This window comes from Bacillus sp. RSS_NA_20, assembly GCF_020165915.1.
Lineage (GTDB): Bacteria > Bacillota > Bacilli > Bacillales > Bacillaceae > Bacillus > Bacillus altitudinis.
The window spans coordinates 1,231,325-1,246,474 of sequence record NZ_JAIUKW010000005.1 but is presented as its reverse complement, the minus strand read 5'-3'; the positions used below and the strand labels follow the sequence as shown (position 1 = coordinate 1,246,474).

Below are 15,150 nucleotides of genomic sequence, written 5' to 3'. Positions count from 1 at the left end.
ATTCCATCCTGTCCGGTGACACGAAAAGAAGGAGAGAACAGCAAATGAATGAAAAGACAAATGTTCCATCAACGCAATCTTTATTATCAAACTTTGAAGGCAGTCGAAAGGTATATGAACAAGGCTCAAGACCTGACATTTTGGTGCCAAAAAGAGAAATTGTGCTCACAAATACAGTGACACAAGCAGGTGATATCCCAAATGAACCGATTCGTGTGTATGATACAAGTGGACCGTATACAGATGAGGAGGCTCATATTGATGTCACAAAGGGATTAAAGCGCCTGAGATCAGAATGGATTAAAGAAAGAGAAGATACTGAAAGCTATGAAGGGCGTCAAGTAAAGCCAGAAGATAATGGATATCGCTTGAACGGGAAAGAATCCTTTCAAGCTGCCCATACAGAATTTCATCATGTGCCGCTCCGCGGGAAACAAGGTGCTTGTGTGACGCAAATGCATTATGCAAAAAAGGGCATCATTACGCCTGAAATGGAGTTTATCGCTTTGAGAGAACAGCTAAGTCCTGAGTTTGTTAGAGAGGAAGTGGCTAGTGGGAGAGCGGTCATTCCAGCGAATATCAACCATCCTGAAAGTGAGCCGATGATCATCGGAAAGAATTTTCACGTGAAAATTAATGCGAATATTGGCAATTCAGCTGTGACATCGTCCATTGAAGAAGAGGTGGAGAAGATGACATGGGCAATTAGATGGGGGGCAGATACGATGATGGACCTGTCTACAGGAAAGGACATTCATACAACGAGAGAATGGATTATCCGCAATTGCCCAGTCCCAGTAGGAACTGTCCCAATTTATCAGGCACTTGAAAAAGTGAATGGAATCGCAGAAAATTTGACGTGGGAAGTATACCGAGACACATTAATTGAACAGGCAGAGCAAGGGGTTGACTACTTCACCATTCATGCGGGCGTCCTGTTAAGGTATATTCCGCTCACAGTCGACCGGGTCACTGGAATTGTTTCAAGAGGCGGAGCCATTATGGCAAGATGGTGTCTCGCTCATCATCAAGAGAACTTTCTGTATACCCATTTTGAAGAAATTTGTGAAATCATGAAAACATATGACATTGCCTTTTCGCTTGGGGACGGGCTCAGACCTGGATCCATTGCGGACGCAAATGACGAAGCGCAGTTTGCAGAGCTGGAAACGTTAGGGGAATTGACAGAGATCGCTTGGAAACATGATGTACAGGTCATGATTGAAGGACCTGGTCATGTTCCAATGGATAAAATCAAAGAGAATGTCGATAAGCAGATGGAGATATGCAAAGAGGCACCTTTTTATACGTTAGGCCCTCTAACAACAGATATTGCACCGGGATATGATCATATTACATCCGCGATCGGTGCGGCGATGATCGGCTGGTACGGAACAGCCATGCTGTGCTATGTGACACCAAAAGAGCATTTAGGTCTGCCGAACAAAGAAGATGTAAGAGAAGGCGTCATCGCTTATAAAATTGCCGCACATGCAGCTGATGTAGCAAAAGGACATCCTGCTGCTCAAAAGCGTGATGATGCCTTATCGAAAGCGAGATTTGAATTCAGATGGCGGGATCAATTTCACCTGTCACTTGATCCAGAACGAGCGCTGGCATTCCATGATGAAACATTGCCTGCTGAAGGTGCTAAAACTGCTCACTTCTGTTCCATGTGTGGACCAAAGTTTTGCAGTATGAAAATATCTCATGACATCCGCAACCAATCAGAAGAAGTGAAAAGAGAGATGGAGAAGAAGGCAAAAGAGTTTATCAGTCAAGGAAGTCAAATCTACCAATCCTAAAAAAAACCTCGCACTCCTCTAGTGCGGGGTTTTTATAAAACGGCTGAAATGGCTTTTCTCACGAGGTGCAAAAATGCTCTAACTGCAATCGCCATCGTTTCAATACTTGGGATGAGGGCATCTGTTAAATGAAACAGGACTGTTTGTCTCTCTGGAGATGTTCGTTTTTTCTTTTGTTTCATAAAGGCAGCCTCCTTTTCATTCAATATACTTCTTTTGAAGAGTATATAGATAGATATGTTGTGCGAATTTAAACAAAATTTAAACTTCTTGTGTTTAGAAGGAAAGAAGCAGGGGAAACGGATTGAATAGAGAATGAATGAAAAGAGCTGACCGATCAGGTTAGTGAACAAGACAGAGTGGAAGGTGATCTTATGATGAAAGTATTTAAGGTAACATTTCATATGAACAATGGGGAAGTGCTCGATTTCGAGCTGAAACGTCCAGCTACCTATGATGTGTATAAAAAAATTGAGGAAGCCAATCATTGGTTTAAGCTGAATAATGAAATCATTAACCTATTAAATGTGAATAGTATCCATGTAGAAACAGAATAAAACAGAAAGCCGCTCAAAGAGAGCGGCTTTCAGCGTGTAGACAAACCCTCGCATTCGGTGTCAGTCCTGCGTGCCGGTGCTCACGAATGTCAAATTCGCTCCGCGCAGGTACTCGTCCTTCCTAGGGCTGCAAAGGTTTTCTATCACGCTGAAAAAGAAGACAAAGGGCTAAAATAAAGTTCATTTTAGCCCTTTGTCAACAATCTGAAAGCCGCTCTTTTCGAGCGGCTTTCATTATGCAGTAAAATCATTTCGATTGTTCAGCTGACCTCGAGACAGCCAGTTTTTCTTATACAAATAGGCAATCACTTCAAGCCATAGACGCGGCGCTTTTTTAGGGAAAAAAGGTTTTTGATAATAGGTGTATGCAGCTTTTAAATCATCCCATTGATGACATGTTTTCGTTTGCGTGAAGCGGGCGACGTCAATGACCCTGACGCGGCCATCCTTTGTTAAAATTAAATTTCGCAGATGAATATCAGAAGGATTTAAACCTTTCGCGCGTGCTTCTTCTAGCGCATCATCTACTTGTTCAATCATTTGTTTTTTGATCGGAATGCCTTTTGTCAGGCATTCATAGAAAGTATAACCTTTAATATATTCCATTAAAATATATTGATCTCCAGACTCGTAAATCTCAGGATAATAGGAGGAGCCGGAAAGTTTTTCATAAATTGCAGCCTCTTTGCGAGCGATGTTTCGATAAGAAGGAAAAAAGACTTTTAACGCCATTTTCTTGCCGTCTTTTTTGTATGAAAATACATAGGCACTTCTTCCTTTGCCGCACAGCTCAAGCTCAGCCGGTTTAAAGACGAGCTTATTAAAACGTTTTTCTTCTTGATACTGAATCGATTCGGCTAATCTTTTGACATCTGACATTGACTTCACCTTCTTTGGTTTCAGTTTATGCGGCTGAAAAACGAATGATGAAAAAACCATGTGATTCGGTAGAGCAATGGATTGTATAAAACATAACATTTACGCACGAAGGATACAACGAAAGACTCTCAATATGTGTCAAGACATCGATTTGGTTAATGTGGAGCAAAATGGGTCAAACTACATATGTCATGCATCGATCTTATGTTCTAAAGAGGTGTAAATAGTGAAAGTGAAAATAAAGTATTTCGTTACAGGACTTATCATGACAAGTGTACTCTTTTTCGCTGTTGATATGGAAGCAGCAGAACACTTGCAAAAAGAGTCAAAAACCATCAACGTTCAGCTTGAAAAGGTCTATCTAGACGGCGATGTAAGTATTGAAAGACAGCGGGCATCATTAGAAGACAAAGACACATTTTGGGCCCAGTATAAGGGCTGGACATTGGTAGAACAGCGAGAGGATTTTGCCCTTTTTAGAAAGCAAATTGACGATATATCGCCTTTGAGTAAAGCAAATGGATATATCGGATTATCAGAAGACGGCGTGATTTCTACGTTTCATGGAAGGCCTGACGGGTGGGCGGAGCCTATTCATCTCTTTTTTCAAATTGATACGTCCCGCTTGGAAAGTCATGTAGAGCAGCAGCTTGCACAAGGCATTCCGTTTCGAACAAAAGATGAATTTGAGCATGTGCTTGAAGTCATGAAACCTTACCGAAATGAACAATCGTTTTAATCGTATGACAGCTTGCTGGTGTGAAGACCGCAAGCTCTTTTTCATGGGTTGACGATGAAAAAAGGCTGAGCGAACGTATGTTAACTTTTATTACGGTTTTCTCTTCGATTTATGTTACAATGGAGAACAGTCAAAGAGGTGAAAACGGTGATAGAGTTTGTAAAAGGGACCATTGATTATGTGTGCCCGCAATATGTTGTCATTGAAAACGGTGGAGTGGGATATCAAGTCTATACCCCAAATCCGTTTATCTATCGAGTAACAAAACAAGAAACGATTTATACGTATCATTACATAAAGGAAGACGCTTTTTCGTTATATGGATTCCAAACACGAGAAGAAAAAGCGTTGTTCACAAAACTGTTAAATGTCACAGGGATTGGACCGAAGGGTGCGCTTGCGATTCTTGCTTCCGGTGACCCTGGCGCTGTCATTTCAGCGATCGAACGAGAGGATGAAGCTTTCCTCATTAAATTCCCGGGTGTTGGCAAAAAAACAGCACGACAGATCATTCTAGATCTGAAAGGGAAGCTCGCAGATGTGGTGCCTGAAATGATAGGAAACTTATTTAACCACGAGGATCATATCCAGATTGAAACGCAGCAAAGCGCTTTAGATGAAGCGGTTGAAGCCTTAAGTGTCCTTGGGTATGGTGATCGTGAAATCAAAAAGGTTCTTCCTTTATTAAAAGAAGAGAAGAATCTGACAACCGATCAATATGTGAAAAAAGCTTTACAAAAAATGTTGAAATAGGGTGATGTCTCATGGATGAACGGCTCGTCTCAACTGAAGCAGACAACCATGAATCAGCCATTGAGCAAAGTCTGCGTCCACAGACGCTTAGTCAATATATTGGCCAGCAGAAAGTAAAGGATAATCTCAGCGTATTTATTGAAGCTGCCCGAATGAGGCAGGAAACACTGGATCACGTCCTTTTATATGGACCGCCGGGACTTGGGAAAACAACGCTTGCGTCGATCATTGCCAATGAAATGAATGTTCAGCTGCGTACAACGTCTGGACCAGCGATTGAACGCCCTGGCGATTTGGCGGCGATCTTAACATCTCTTGAACCTGGCGATGTTCTGTTTATTGATGAAATTCATCGCTTGCAGCGTTCAATAGAGGAAGTGCTATATCCAGCGATGGAGGACTTTTGTCTAGATATCGTGATTGGAAAAGGAGATACAGCACGCTCTGTGCGGCTTGATTTACCGCCATTTACGCTTGTAGGTGCTACAACCCGTGTTGGGCTTTTAACAGCGCCGCTTCGTGATAGGTTTGGGGTTCATGCAAGATTGGAATACTATGAGCAAAGAGATTTGGCTCACATTGTAGCAAGAACAGCCGAGCTGTTTGAGATTGGGATCGACATTCGTTCAGCTGAAGAGATTGCAAGAAGATCTAGAGGCACACCGAGGGTCGCCAATCGTCTGCTCAGAAGAGTGAGAGATTTTGCGCAGGTGCTTGGAAATCATGCGATCACACAAGACATTGCAGAAGATGCTCTTGAGCGTCTGCAAGTTGACAGACTCGGACTTGATCATATCGATCATAAACTGCTTTTAAGTATGATTGAAAAATTTAGAGGCGGTCCTGTTGGACTTGATACGATCTCAGCGACAATTGGAGAAGAATCACATACGATTGAAGATGTGTACGAACCGTATTTACTGCAAATTGGTTTTCTGCAAAGAACACCAAGAGGGCGGGTCGTCACAAGAGAAGCGTATGAACATTTTCATATGGAGGTTCCGATTCGTGACTGAATTCCCTAAAATGTTGATGATTTTAGGTGGTGTCCTTTTTGCCGCTGGTTTAGTGTTTCAATTGGTTGGGAAACTTCCAGGCGATATTTTCGTGAAAAAAGGGAACGTAACGTTCTTTTTTCCTGTGATTACATGCATTGTCATTAGCATCGTCCTAACCATTTTACTCAATGTCTTCGGACGGATGAAATAACGTTAACTAGTTAACTACAGAATAGGTGAAGGAAATGAAGTTAGAACTATTTGATTTTGATTTACCAGAAAGATTGATTGCACAAGTGCCGCTTGAAAAACGAGATGCATCAAGACTGATGGTCTTAAATAAACAAACAGGTGGCATCACACATGATACATTCTCGCAAATCACAGATTACTTTCAAAAGGGTGATTGTCTCGTTTTAAACAATACACGTGTATTGCCTGCACGTCTATTTGGAACGAAAGAGGATACGGGTGCTAAAGTGGAGCTGCTTCTTTTGAAACAAGAAGAAGGAGACAAATGGGAAACGCTCGTGAAACCAGCAAAACGTGTGAAAAACGGAACAGTCATTACATTTGGTGATGGACGATTAAAAGCGGTATGTACAGAAGAACTGGAACATGGCGGAAGAAAAGTTGAGTTTCAGTATACAGGCATTTTTTATGAAGTACTTGAATCTTTAGGTGAAATGCCGCTGCCTCCTTACATTAAAGAGCAGCTTGACGATCGTGAGCGTTATCAAACCGTCTATTCCAAAGAAGTTGGTTCCGCTGCTGCGCCTACTGCCGGTCTTCACTTTACAAATGAACTGCTGGATGCACTGAAAGCAAAAGGAGTGCATATTGCGTTTATTACGCTCCATGTAGGGCTTGGCACATTTCGACCGGTCAGTGCTGAACGCATTGAAGAACATGAAATGCACGCAGAGTTTTACGAAATGAATGAAGAAACGGCAGAAGAACTTAATCGCGTGCGCAAAGAAGGCGGACGGATTATTTCAGTCGGAACAACTTCGACAAGAACGCTTGAAACCATTGCAAGTACTTATGATGGTGAATTCAAAGCGTCAAGCGGCTGGACGTCGATTTTTATTTACCCAGGCTATACATTTAAGGCAATTGATGGCATGATCACGAATTTCCACTTGCCGAAATCGTCTTTAATTATGCTTGTCAGTGCATTAGCTGGACGAGAACACGTCCTAAAAGCGTACAATGAGGCTGTAAAAGAGGAATATCGATTCTTCAGTTTTGGCGATGCCATGCTGATTCAATAACATCATACAACAAAGACAGGAGGGCTCATTTTTGTCGCAATTACCGATACGTTATGAGTTCATTAAATCATGCAAACAAACAGGTGCACGTCTTGGACGCGTTCATACACCGCACGGCTCCTTTGAAACACCTGTATTTATGCCAGTTGGTACACTGGCTACAGTGAAAACAATGGCGCCTGAAGAGTTAAAAGCAATGGAAGCAGGCATCATTTTAAGCAATACGTATCATCTATGGCTGCGCCCGGGGCATGACATTGTCAAAGAAGCAGGCGGCCTGCACAAATTTATGAACTGGGATCGAGCGATTCTAACAGATTCAGGCGGTTTCCAAGTGTTTTCTTTAAGTGAATTTAGAAAAATTGAAGAAGAAGGCGTTCACTTCCGTAATCACTTAAATGGAGATAAGTTGTTCCTTTCTCCTGAAAAAGCGATGGAGATTCAAAATGCGCTCGGCTCAGATATTATGATGGCATTTGACGAATGCCCTCCGTATCCAGCAGAGTACGATTATATGAAACGTTCTGTAGAGCGGACAAGCAGATGGGCAGAGCGCTGCTTAACAGCGCACCAGCGTCCAGAGGATCAAGGGCTGTTTGGCATTGTACAGGGCGGAGAATACGAAGAGCTTCGTAAACAAAGTGCAAAAGACCTTGTTTCACTTGATTTCCCAGGATACGCCATTGGAGGTTTATCTGTTGGTGAACCAAAAGATGTGATGAACCGTGTGCTGGAGTTTACAACGCCATTTTTACCGGCAGACAAGCCAAGGTACTTAATGGGTGTCGGCTCGCCAGATTCATTAATTGACGGTGCGATTCGAGGTGTCGATATGTTTGACTGTGTACTGCCTACGCGAATTGCAAGAAACGGTACGCTGATGACAAGTGAAGGACGCCTTGTTGTGAAAAATGCTAAATATGAGCGTGATTTCAGACCAATCGATGAAAACTGTGACTGCTACACATGTAAAAACTACACACGTGCTTATATTAGACATTTAATCCGTACAAATGAGACGTTCGGAATTCGATTAACAACTTATCATAATCTTCATTTTCTGTTAAAATTAATGGAGCAAGTGAGAGAAGCTATCCGTGAGGATCGTTTAGGTGATTTTAGAGAAGAGTTTTTTGAGCGTTATGGCTTTAACAAACCGAATGCGAAAAACTTTTAACGCATAAACGAAAAGCTTTACAATGCTTTAGAAAGGGGTGAGATAGAATGGATGGTGGTATGGGTTCAATCATTATGATTGTTGTCATGTTTGCTGTGCTTTACTTCTTGTTAATCCGTCCACAGCAAAAGCAACAAAAAGCTGTGCGTCAGATGCAGCAATCTTTATCAAAAGGCGATAAAATCGTCACAATCGGTGGTTTACACGGTGAAATCGACTACATTGATGAATCAAAAGTGGTCATCAAAACAAGCGAAAACAACCGTTTAACTTTCGACCGACGTGCTATTAGAGAATTAGCTGACAAAGGCTAATCCTCCAATACATAGCGATAAAAAAAGAGCGATATCATTCGCTCTTTTTTTATTTGCCCCGAAGATTAACGCCAATCATTCCCCCTAGCATACAAATTCCCAAAAAGGCTGCATGATAGATGAATTGTTCTGGTGAAAAGGTTTCTCCAAACCCTAAATATTGAAATAAAAAAACAGTGAGTGAAAAGATAAAAGAGGTCATGGCGCCAATGAGCCAGCCTCGTTCCTTTGCTTTCCCTCCAGAAATCATTCCTCCTAGAAAAAGTGCCGCAAAGGACAAGATCATGATCATCCATTTAAACGATGATTCCTGCATACTTGTGAAGGTAAGCATCAGTGATACAAGTAAGCTTGTCACAATCATCACGACAAAAATAGCAATTAAGCCAGATAAAATGCCTTTTCCTATTTGTTTCGTTTCCTGCATGTGATTCGTCTCCTCTCCAATTGACCGAAGCTTGTCTTTTACTAAAATGTATTCACGGAGAAGAAAAAATAGACATGTTTCTCGTGATAAAAACCGAGGCTTTCTTTTCTACATAAATAAAGTGTTTTGACACAAGCTATGGTGGAGAAGGAGGGGGTGCATCATATGCAGGACATCTTAATTATCTCCATGAGAACGATCATTTTATATTTTCTCATTTGGTTTATCTTTCGTTTAATGGGCAAAAGGGAGATTGGGGAACTGAGTATTTTAGATCTTGTTATTTTTATGATGATCGCTGAAATTGCGGTGCTCGCCATAGAAGAAGTAGAGGATCACATGTTACATACAGTATGGCCGATCCTGCTGTTAACCTTCATTCAAATCACCCTTGCCTATTTGTCACTAAAATTCCAAGGTGTCCGTCGTTTTCTCGACGGTAAGCCGGCCCTGCTCATCATCAACGGTAAAATAGATGAGGGTGCGATGAGAAAACAGCGATACAATTTTGATGATTTGCTGATTCAATTAAGAGAAAATAACATCGATAGTATCCAGGATGTCTCATATGCCATCTTAGAGCCTTCAGGAAAGCTCGCCGTTGTTGAAAAAGAAAACAAGCGCAAACATGCAGCGCTTGAGCTCCCGCTTATTGCAGACGGTGTGGTTCAGCATGATCATCTCAAGCAGATCAACCATGATGAACAGTGGCTGATAAAGGAGCTTGCCAAAAGAGGCTATCATGACATCGAGCAGATCTCCTACTGTAGCTTTAATCAGAAGGATTTTTATATTGATTTGAAAGATGAAGTGATCAAGAAAGAATGAGCTACAGCAGCTTCCCAATAAAGGGGATGCGGCGTAGCTCTTCTCGTTTCACTAGCCCAAGACAAATTAATAGAATGACATACAGCACGCACGTCAAAACGATCATCATGACAAGCTCCAAAGGGGCGGAAAAGAGTCCGCTCGCTTGATGTTTCATCCATAAGCTGACCGCCCCAGTGCCGATGATCACAAGGACGCAAAGTCCATATTCTTTTAATGGTAAATGAATAGGCAGCACTTTACCGACAGTTGCCGCATGGAGCAACGTGACAAGAACGATGCCGATGAGTATCGCAAGCGCTGCGCCCATAATGCCAAAGCTTGGCTGTGAAGCAAGAACAAAGATCATGCCTGTTTTCACAACAGCTCCTATCAAACTGTTGGTCATCGCTGCCCCCGCTAAATTTAATGCTTGAAGGACAGCCTGCAGTGGCCCTTGAAAGTAATAGAGCAAAAAGAAGGGGGCCATGAATTTTACATAGACGGCGGCATGAGATGAACCATACATGAAGAGGGTTAAATTTTCTGCATACACAAAAAGGATAATACATGAAATGCCCCCGCTTAATAAACAAAGGCGCATCGCCTGCTTGAGCCGGTATTCGACCGTTTTGCGTTTGTTCTGTTCCATCCCCTCACTAATCGCTGGAACTAGTGCGGTGGAGAGAGAATACGTGATAAAACTAGGAAGTGTCAAAAGGGTGAGCGCAAGTCCTGTCAATTCTCCGTACTGCCTTGTTGCTTCCACAGCTGCATAACCGGCAATCGCAAGGCTTTGCGCGACGACAATCGGTTCTAAAAACCAAGAGATATTGCCGATGAAACGGCTGCCTGTCGTTGGCAGGGCAATACTCATGAGCTGCTTAAACGTGTCCTTCCCATCATGAATTGCCTTGAAAAAACGTTTTCGGATACGGATGGTCTTTTTATAACGAAAGGCAATCAGTAAGTAAGCAAGTGAAATCATTTCCCCGATGACAGATGAAATCATGGCGCCTGCTGCTGCGTATTCAATTCCATAAGGCAGGAACGCTGTTGTACATACTGCTACGAGTGAAATTCTTGCGACCTGTTCTAGTACTTGCGACATCGCAAGCGGGCTCATTTGCTGTCTTCCTTGGAAATAGCCCCTTAACACACTAGAGATCGCAATAACGGGTACGACTGGTGTAATGGCAAGCAGAGGATAGACCGTTCTAGGATCTGTCAGCATATTTTCCGCCATAATAGGGGCAAACCATAAAAAGAGCGGCGTGAAAATCAGGCTGAGTGTTCCTGTTATTGCAAGGGACATCACTAGAATGCGTTTTGTTTTCTGTTTGTCACCACGGGCTTCTGCTTCTGCGACTAGCTTACTAATCGCAACAGGAAGTCCGAATTGTGTCAGCGTCACGGCGAGAAAAAAGGTAGGCGCTGCCATCATATAAAGCCCTACGCCTTCTTCACCAATGAACCTTGCAATCACAATTCGATTGACAAAACCCAATATTCTTGTAATAAAACCTGCTAAAATTAAAATAATGGTCCCTTTTAAAAACGTTTGCTTCGTCAAATCACAGATCACCTGCCTTCTCAAACGACATAGAATCATATACAATAAGATATGCGTGTATATCGTCCAAGCATGACAAGTCTCTCGATAAAAAACTGAAAAGGGGGAGCCTCACATTGACACAACATCCGGCTGCTATATACAAAGACCATTTAAAGCCTTTTCTGTTCAGTAAGCTTGAAGAATTCATCGTTTTGGGCTATAAAGATGTAGATTTAGAGGAATTATGGTCATACTTAGAGAATAAGAAGTGGAAGAAAAAACAAGAGTATCCGATTCATGAAATGGTTGCAGATATTTTATCTGTGAAAATTGGCGAATTTATGAACTATGCAACCGTTCAGTCGTTTAAAACGTCTGCTTTTTTGGACAGTGAAGATGGCAAGAATATGCTGGACGAACTGTTGAAATAAGCCATCTAAATGGATTCAGGTGTTTAAGGAGGAAATACATAATGAAAAAAGGGCGCATACTTGCGTTTTTCTTAGTGGTTCTGTTAATCGGAACTGGTGTGGGCTTATTAACGAAGCCCGTTGCGAAAGATATGACGCTAGGGCTGGACTTACAGGGTGGATTTGAAGTTCTGTATGATGTACACCCAGTGAAAAAAGAAGACAAGATCACAAATGGTGTTCTCGTCAGTACAGTAGAGGCTTTAAACCGAAGAGCCAACGTGCTTGGGGTCAGTGAGCCGAACATTTCGATTGAAGGAAACAACCGTATCCGCGTACAGCTTGCGGGCGTAAAAGATCAAAACAGAGCACGGGAGATTCTATCGACTGAAGCACAGCTTTCCTTCAGAGATACGAATGACAAAGAGCTTCTAAACGGATCTGATCTTGTTGAAAATGGTGCAAAACAAACATTCAATCAAACGAATGAGCCGATCGTGACAGTCAAACTAAAGGATGCGAAAAAGTTTGGTGACGTGACAAAAAAAGTAGCGGCGATGGCACCAAACAATCAGCTTGTCATTTGGCTTGATTATCATAAGGGAGATTCCTTCAAAAAAGAAGTCTCTAAATCAAATCATAAGTATGTATCTGCGCCGAATGTAAACCAAGAAATTAACAGCAGTGACGTACAAATCGAAGGAAACTTTACAGTTCAAGAGGCAAAAGACCTTGCGAGCATTTTAAATGCCGGTGCATTGCCAGTAAAATTAACCGAAAAATATTCAACATCTGTGAGTGCACAGTTTGGTGAGCAAGCACTAAACGAAACAGTCTTCGCAGGAATTGTAGGAATCGCATTTATCTTCTTATTCATGCTGTTTTATTACCGATTACCAGGTCTTGTTGCTGTCATTACACTGTCAGCTTATATTTTTATCACACTGCAAGTCTTTGACTGGATGGGCGCCGTCATGACACTGCCTGGAATCGCTGCATTGATTCTTGGGGTAGGGATGGCTGTCGATGCCAACATTATTACGTATGAGCGGATTAAAGAAGAGCTCAAGCTCGGTAAATCTGTCCGTTCTGCTTTCAGATCGGGTAACCGCAGATCATTTGCCACGATCTTTGATGCAAACTTAACAAGTATTATTGCCGGCGGGGTTCTATTCTTCTTTGGAACAAGCTCTGTCAAAGGGTTTGCAACCATGCTTATCCTATCGATTTTGACAAGCTTTATCACGGCTGTCTTCCTATCAAGATTCCTTCTTGGATTACTTGTAGAAAGCCGTTATTTCGACCGCAGAAAAGGCTGGTTTGGTGTTCGTCAGAAAGACATCATCGATATTCATGAAACAACAGAAAATACTGAACCGAAAACACCATTTGATAAATGGGATTTTGTCAGCAAACGTAAAGGCTTTATGATTTTCTCAGCAGCCGTTACCATTGCTGGAATCATTGTGCTGTCGATCTTCAAGCTCAATGCAGGTATTGACTTTGCAAGTGGTACTAGAGTTGATATTCAAAGTGACCATAAACTGTCAACAGAACAGGTGGAGCAAGATTTTAAAAAGCTAGACCTTGAGACAGACAGTGTTGTGTTATCGGGGCAAAAAGAAAATCAAGCAGCAGCTCGATTTGTCGGTGTTCCGAATAAAGAAAAAATCGCTGAAGTGAAAGATTACTTCAAAGATAAATACGGAACGGAGCCTAACGTAAGTACAGTGTCTCCGACAGTCGGAAAAGAGCTGGCACGTAATGCATTATACGCTATCATCATAGCTTCAATCGGGATTATCTTATATGTATCTATCCGATTTGAGTATAAAATGGCGATTGCAGCGATTGCCTCTCTGCTATACGACGCATTCTTTATCGTTGCCTTCTTTAGCATTACGCGTTTAGAGGTGGATGTCACCTTCATTGCAGCGATACTCACGGTCATTGGGTACTCGATCAATGACACGATTGTCACCTTCGACAGGGTGCGTGAGCAAATGAAGAAACGCAAACCGAAAACGATCGAAGATTTATCGTACATTGTGAATTTAAGTTTACAGCAAACCTTTACGCGTTCTGTGAACACTGTACTCACTGTACTTGTAGTGGTGATTGCACTTCTCATTTTCGGTTCAGCATCTATTACAAACTTCTCCATCGCCTTACTTGTCGGCCTATTAACAGGGGTGTATTCATCCCTTTACATTGCGGCACAAATTTGGCTGATATGGAAAGGCCGTGAGCTGAAAAAGCCGGCTAAAATAGATACAGAACAAGATATTTAAACAAGAAAGACTGCCACCTTGGCAGTCTTTTTTTCATGCATCATACTTGTCATCGTCACAACAATAAGATGATATGTAAAAACATTTCGGGTTTCATTGATCTTGAAATGGTCTTTTGCTATAATGACATACGTTTAGATCAGTATAGAAAGCAAGTGTCCGTTTGGGGCATTTGGCTTTTATTCATTGGAGGGGCTGTTATGAAGGTTCGGGAAACTGAACTGCCAGGTATCGGTCACAAAGCCGAAATGATCACAAGAAATAATGAGAAGCTTGCCATTATCACACATGATGACGGCAGAAGAGAGATGTATCATTTTCAAGAAGATGATCACGAAGAATGTATTTCTGGTATCTTGCTTAGCGATGAAGAAGCAAGACAAATCTCGGCTATTTTAGGCGGCATGGTCTATAAACCAAAAGCGCTTGAGACAGTGGAGGTGGCCATTGATGAACTCATCATTGAATGGTTTAAGATTGAAAAGAACGCACCGGCTGTTAACCAGACGATCGGTGACCTGAGTGTTCGCCAAAACTATCAAGTAACAGTCATCGCCATTGTGAGAAAATCACATGAGAAAATTTTAAACCCAGGACCAGATACGGTGATTGAAGAAGGAGACACCCTTGTCATCTCTGGAGAAAGAAAAGAATTAAAGAGCCTCATTAAAGAAAAACTCAGCAGCTAAGCGCCCATGCTGATAGAAAACCTTCCGCCATGTTCTTTCTGTGTTTAAAAAGGACAAGAAAGAGGGAAGAATAAAAGAAAAAGCTTGGGGGATTTGTAGATGAATAAACAACAATGGACCATCATACTCGCATTTATTTTCGTATTAATTGTCTCAGTATTTGCTGTTATTAACGTGCGGCCTGTACAGGTAGACTACTTATTTGGAACGGCTGAATGGCCGCTGATCCTTGTCATTATCGGTTCTGTTCTTATGGGCGGACTCATTGTGGCTTTTGCGGGGATTTTCCAAATTGTGAAACTAAAACGTGAATTAAAAACATTAAAAGCTGAACATGCAGCCGCTAAAGCAAGCCCTGCTTCTTCTCATAAAAAGGCGGACAAAGACGTTCAAAAGAAAACGAATGTCACACCTTTAAAAGAACAGCCAGCGTCTTTTGACCGGAAGGAAAAATAATCTTCCAGTATCATTTCAT

General features: G+C 41.9%; 18 protein-coding genes. 14 read left to right on the top strand and 4 right to left on the bottom strand.

Translation table 11 applies throughout. From position 1 onward, the window contains the following. The first annotated feature begins 44 nt into the window (after window positions 1-44). Window positions 45-1,805 (top strand): phosphomethylpyrimidine synthase ThiC, encoded by a 1,761-nt coding sequence (thiC, locus tag LCD32_RS12030; protein WP_057079805.1) that lies wholly within the window; start codon window positions 45-47, stop codon window positions 1,803-1,805. A 32-nt stretch (window positions 1,806-1,837) separates the two neighbouring features. Here thiC and LCD32_RS12025 read toward each other — a convergent pair whose 3' ends face one another. Next, complete coding sequence (locus tag LCD32_RS12025) at window positions 1,838-1,987, bottom strand: hypothetical protein (protein WP_008342763.1); 150 nt, start codon at window positions 1,985-1,987, stop codon at window positions 1,838-1,840. 192 nt (window positions 1,988-2,179) lie between these two features. Here LCD32_RS12025 and LCD32_RS12020 point away from each other — a divergent pair, with 192 nt between their 5' ends. Next, window positions 2,180-2,362, top strand: a complete 183-nt coding sequence (locus LCD32_RS12020) for a hypothetical protein (protein WP_008342761.1) — start codon at window positions 2,180-2,182, stop codon at window positions 2,360-2,362. Window positions 2,363-2,596: 234 nt separating this feature from the next. Here the strand turns inward: LCD32_RS12020 and LCD32_RS12015 are convergent, their stop codons facing one another. Then, window positions 2,597-3,241 (bottom strand): serine/threonine protein kinase, encoded by a 645-nt coding sequence (locus LCD32_RS12015; protein ID WP_041506800.1) that lies wholly within the window; start codon window positions 3,239-3,241, stop codon window positions 2,597-2,599. A 226-nt stretch (window positions 3,242-3,467) separates the two neighbouring features. On the opposite strand from LCD32_RS12015, the gene LCD32_RS12010 reads away from it, so the two are divergent. The 7 genes from LCD32_RS12010 to yajC all read left to right on the top strand — a co-directional run bounded on the left by LCD32_RS12010 (window position 3,468) and on the right by yajC (window position 8,496). Continuing rightward, window positions 3,468-3,980 (top strand): intercompartmental signaling factor BofC, encoded by a 513-nt coding sequence (locus LCD32_RS12010; RefSeq protein WP_008342756.1) that lies wholly within the window; start codon window positions 3,468-3,470, stop codon window positions 3,978-3,980. Between the two features lie 147 nt (window positions 3,981-4,127). After that, a complete protein-coding gene (gene ruvA / locus LCD32_RS12005; RefSeq protein ID WP_017358123.1) occupies window positions 4,128-4,733 on the top strand; it encodes a Holliday junction branch migration protein RuvA in 606 nt (201 codons plus the stop codon). 11 nt (window positions 4,734-4,744) lie between these two features. Further along, the gene (gene ruvB, locus LCD32_RS12000) at window positions 4,745-5,749 is read left to right on the top strand and encodes a Holliday junction branch migration DNA helicase RuvB (protein ID WP_007501501.1); all 1,005 of its coding nucleotides are present in this window, start codon (window positions 4,745-4,747) and stop codon (window positions 5,747-5,749) included. Continuing rightward, the gene (locus LCD32_RS11995) at window positions 5,742-5,942 is read left to right on the top strand and encodes a DUF2905 domain-containing protein (protein ID WP_008342752.1); all 201 of its coding nucleotides are present in this window, start codon (window positions 5,742-5,744) and stop codon (window positions 5,940-5,942) included. Before ruvB ends, LCD32_RS11995 begins: the two co-directional genes overlap by 8 nt. A gap of 34 nt (window positions 5,943-5,976) precedes the next feature. Continuing rightward, window positions 5,977-7,005: a tRNA preQ1(34) S-adenosylmethionine ribosyltransferase-isomerase QueA gene (queA, locus tag LCD32_RS11990; protein WP_035701724.1), complete on the top strand. Its 1,029-nt coding sequence runs from the start codon at window positions 5,977-5,979 to the stop codon at window positions 7,003-7,005. A gap of 31 nt (window positions 7,006-7,036) precedes the next feature. Next, complete coding sequence (tgt, locus tag LCD32_RS11985) at window positions 7,037-8,182, top strand: tRNA guanosine(34) transglycosylase Tgt (protein ID WP_017358121.1); 1,146 nt, start codon at window positions 7,037-7,039, stop codon at window positions 8,180-8,182. A 47-nt stretch (window positions 8,183-8,229) separates the two neighbouring features. Further along, a complete protein-coding gene (yajC, locus tag LCD32_RS11980; RefSeq protein ID WP_003216659.1) occupies window positions 8,230-8,496 on the top strand; it encodes a preprotein translocase subunit YajC in 267 nt (88 codons plus the stop codon). Window positions 8,497-8,545: 49 nt separating this feature from the next. Here the strand turns inward: yajC and LCD32_RS11975 are convergent, their stop codons facing one another. Next, window positions 8,546-8,923 (bottom strand): TIGR04086 family membrane protein, encoded by a 378-nt coding sequence (locus LCD32_RS11975; RefSeq protein ID WP_007501492.1) that lies wholly within the window; start codon window positions 8,921-8,923, stop codon window positions 8,546-8,548. A 165-nt stretch (window positions 8,924-9,088) separates the two neighbouring features. On the opposite strand from LCD32_RS11975, the gene LCD32_RS11970 reads away from it, so the two are divergent. Next, window positions 9,089-9,751, top strand: coding sequence for a DUF421 domain-containing protein (locus tag LCD32_RS11970; protein ID WP_017358120.1), 663 nt, complete (start codon window positions 9,089-9,091; stop codon window positions 9,749-9,751). Between the two features lies 1 nt (window position 9,752). Here LCD32_RS11970 and spoVB read toward each other — a convergent pair whose 3' ends face one another. Next, window positions 9,753-11,303, bottom strand: a complete 1,551-nt coding sequence (spoVB, locus tag LCD32_RS11965) for a stage V sporulation protein B (protein WP_008342741.1) — start codon at window positions 11,301-11,303, stop codon at window positions 9,753-9,755. Window positions 11,304-11,419: 116 nt separating this feature from the next. Here spoVB and LCD32_RS11960 point away from each other — a divergent pair, with 116 nt between their 5' ends. The 4 genes from LCD32_RS11960 to LCD32_RS11945 all read left to right on the top strand — a co-directional run bounded on the left by LCD32_RS11960 (window position 11,420) and on the right by LCD32_RS11945 (window position 15,131). After that, the gene (locus LCD32_RS11960; protein WP_003216788.1) at window positions 11,420-11,716 is read left to right on the top strand and encodes a post-transcriptional regulator; all 297 of its coding nucleotides are present in this window, start codon (window positions 11,420-11,422) and stop codon (window positions 11,714-11,716) included. A gap of 41 nt (window positions 11,717-11,757) precedes the next feature. Next, a complete protein-coding gene (secDF, locus tag LCD32_RS11955; protein WP_035701720.1) occupies window positions 11,758-13,986 on the top strand; it encodes a protein translocase subunit SecDF in 2,229 nt (742 codons plus the stop codon). A gap of 200 nt (window positions 13,987-14,186) precedes the next feature. Continuing rightward, window positions 14,187-14,675 carry a cation:proton antiporter regulatory subunit gene (locus tag LCD32_RS11950; protein WP_008342734.1) on the top strand — a complete coding sequence of 163 codons (489 nt, stop codon included), beginning with the start codon at window positions 14,187-14,189 and terminating at the stop codon, window positions 14,673-14,675. A gap of 99 nt (window positions 14,676-14,774) precedes the next feature. After that, window positions 14,775-15,131 (top strand): lipopolysaccharide assembly LapA domain-containing protein, encoded by a 357-nt coding sequence (locus tag LCD32_RS11945; RefSeq protein ID WP_017367707.1) that lies wholly within the window; start codon window positions 14,775-14,777, stop codon window positions 15,129-15,131. Window positions 15,132-15,150 lie beyond the last annotated feature (19 nt).

Coding starts and splice junctions, on each gene's coding strand:
- LCD32_RS12025 (WP_008342763.1), bottom strand. CDS start 1,987: ATGAAACAAAAGAAAAAACGAACATCTCCAGAGAGACAAACAGTCCTG.
- thiC (WP_057079805.1), top strand. CDS start 45: ATGAATGAAAAGACAAATGTTCCATCAACGCAATCTTTATTATCAAAC.
- LCD32_RS11970 (WP_017358120.1), top strand. CDS start 9,089: ATGCAGGACATCTTAATTATCTCCATGAGAACGATCATTTTATATTTT.
- queA (WP_035701724.1), top strand. CDS start 5,977: ATGAAGTTAGAACTATTTGATTTTGATTTACCAGAAAGATTGATTGCA.
- LCD32_RS11975 (WP_007501492.1), bottom strand. CDS start 8,923: ATGCAGGAAACGAAACAAATAGGAAAAGGCATTTTATCTGGCTTAATT.
- LCD32_RS12020 (WP_008342761.1), top strand. CDS start 2,180: ATGATGAAAGTATTTAAGGTAACATTTCATATGAACAATGGGGAAGTG.
- yajC (WP_003216659.1), top strand. CDS start 8,230: ATGGATGGTGGTATGGGTTCAATCATTATGATTGTTGTCATGTTTGCT.
- LCD32_RS11950 (WP_008342734.1), top strand. CDS start 14,187: ATGAAGGTTCGGGAAACTGAACTGCCAGGTATCGGTCACAAAGCCGAA.
- secDF (WP_035701720.1), top strand. CDS start 11,758: ATGAAAAAAGGGCGCATACTTGCGTTTTTCTTAGTGGTTCTGTTAATC.
- LCD32_RS12015 (WP_041506800.1), bottom strand. CDS start 3,241: ATGTCAGATGTCAAAAGATTAGCCGAATCGATTCAGTATCAAGAAGAA.
- ruvB (WP_007501501.1), top strand. CDS start 4,745: ATGGATGAACGGCTCGTCTCAACTGAAGCAGACAACCATGAATCAGCC.
- LCD32_RS11945 (WP_017367707.1), top strand. CDS start 14,775: ATGAATAAACAACAATGGACCATCATACTCGCATTTATTTTCGTATTA.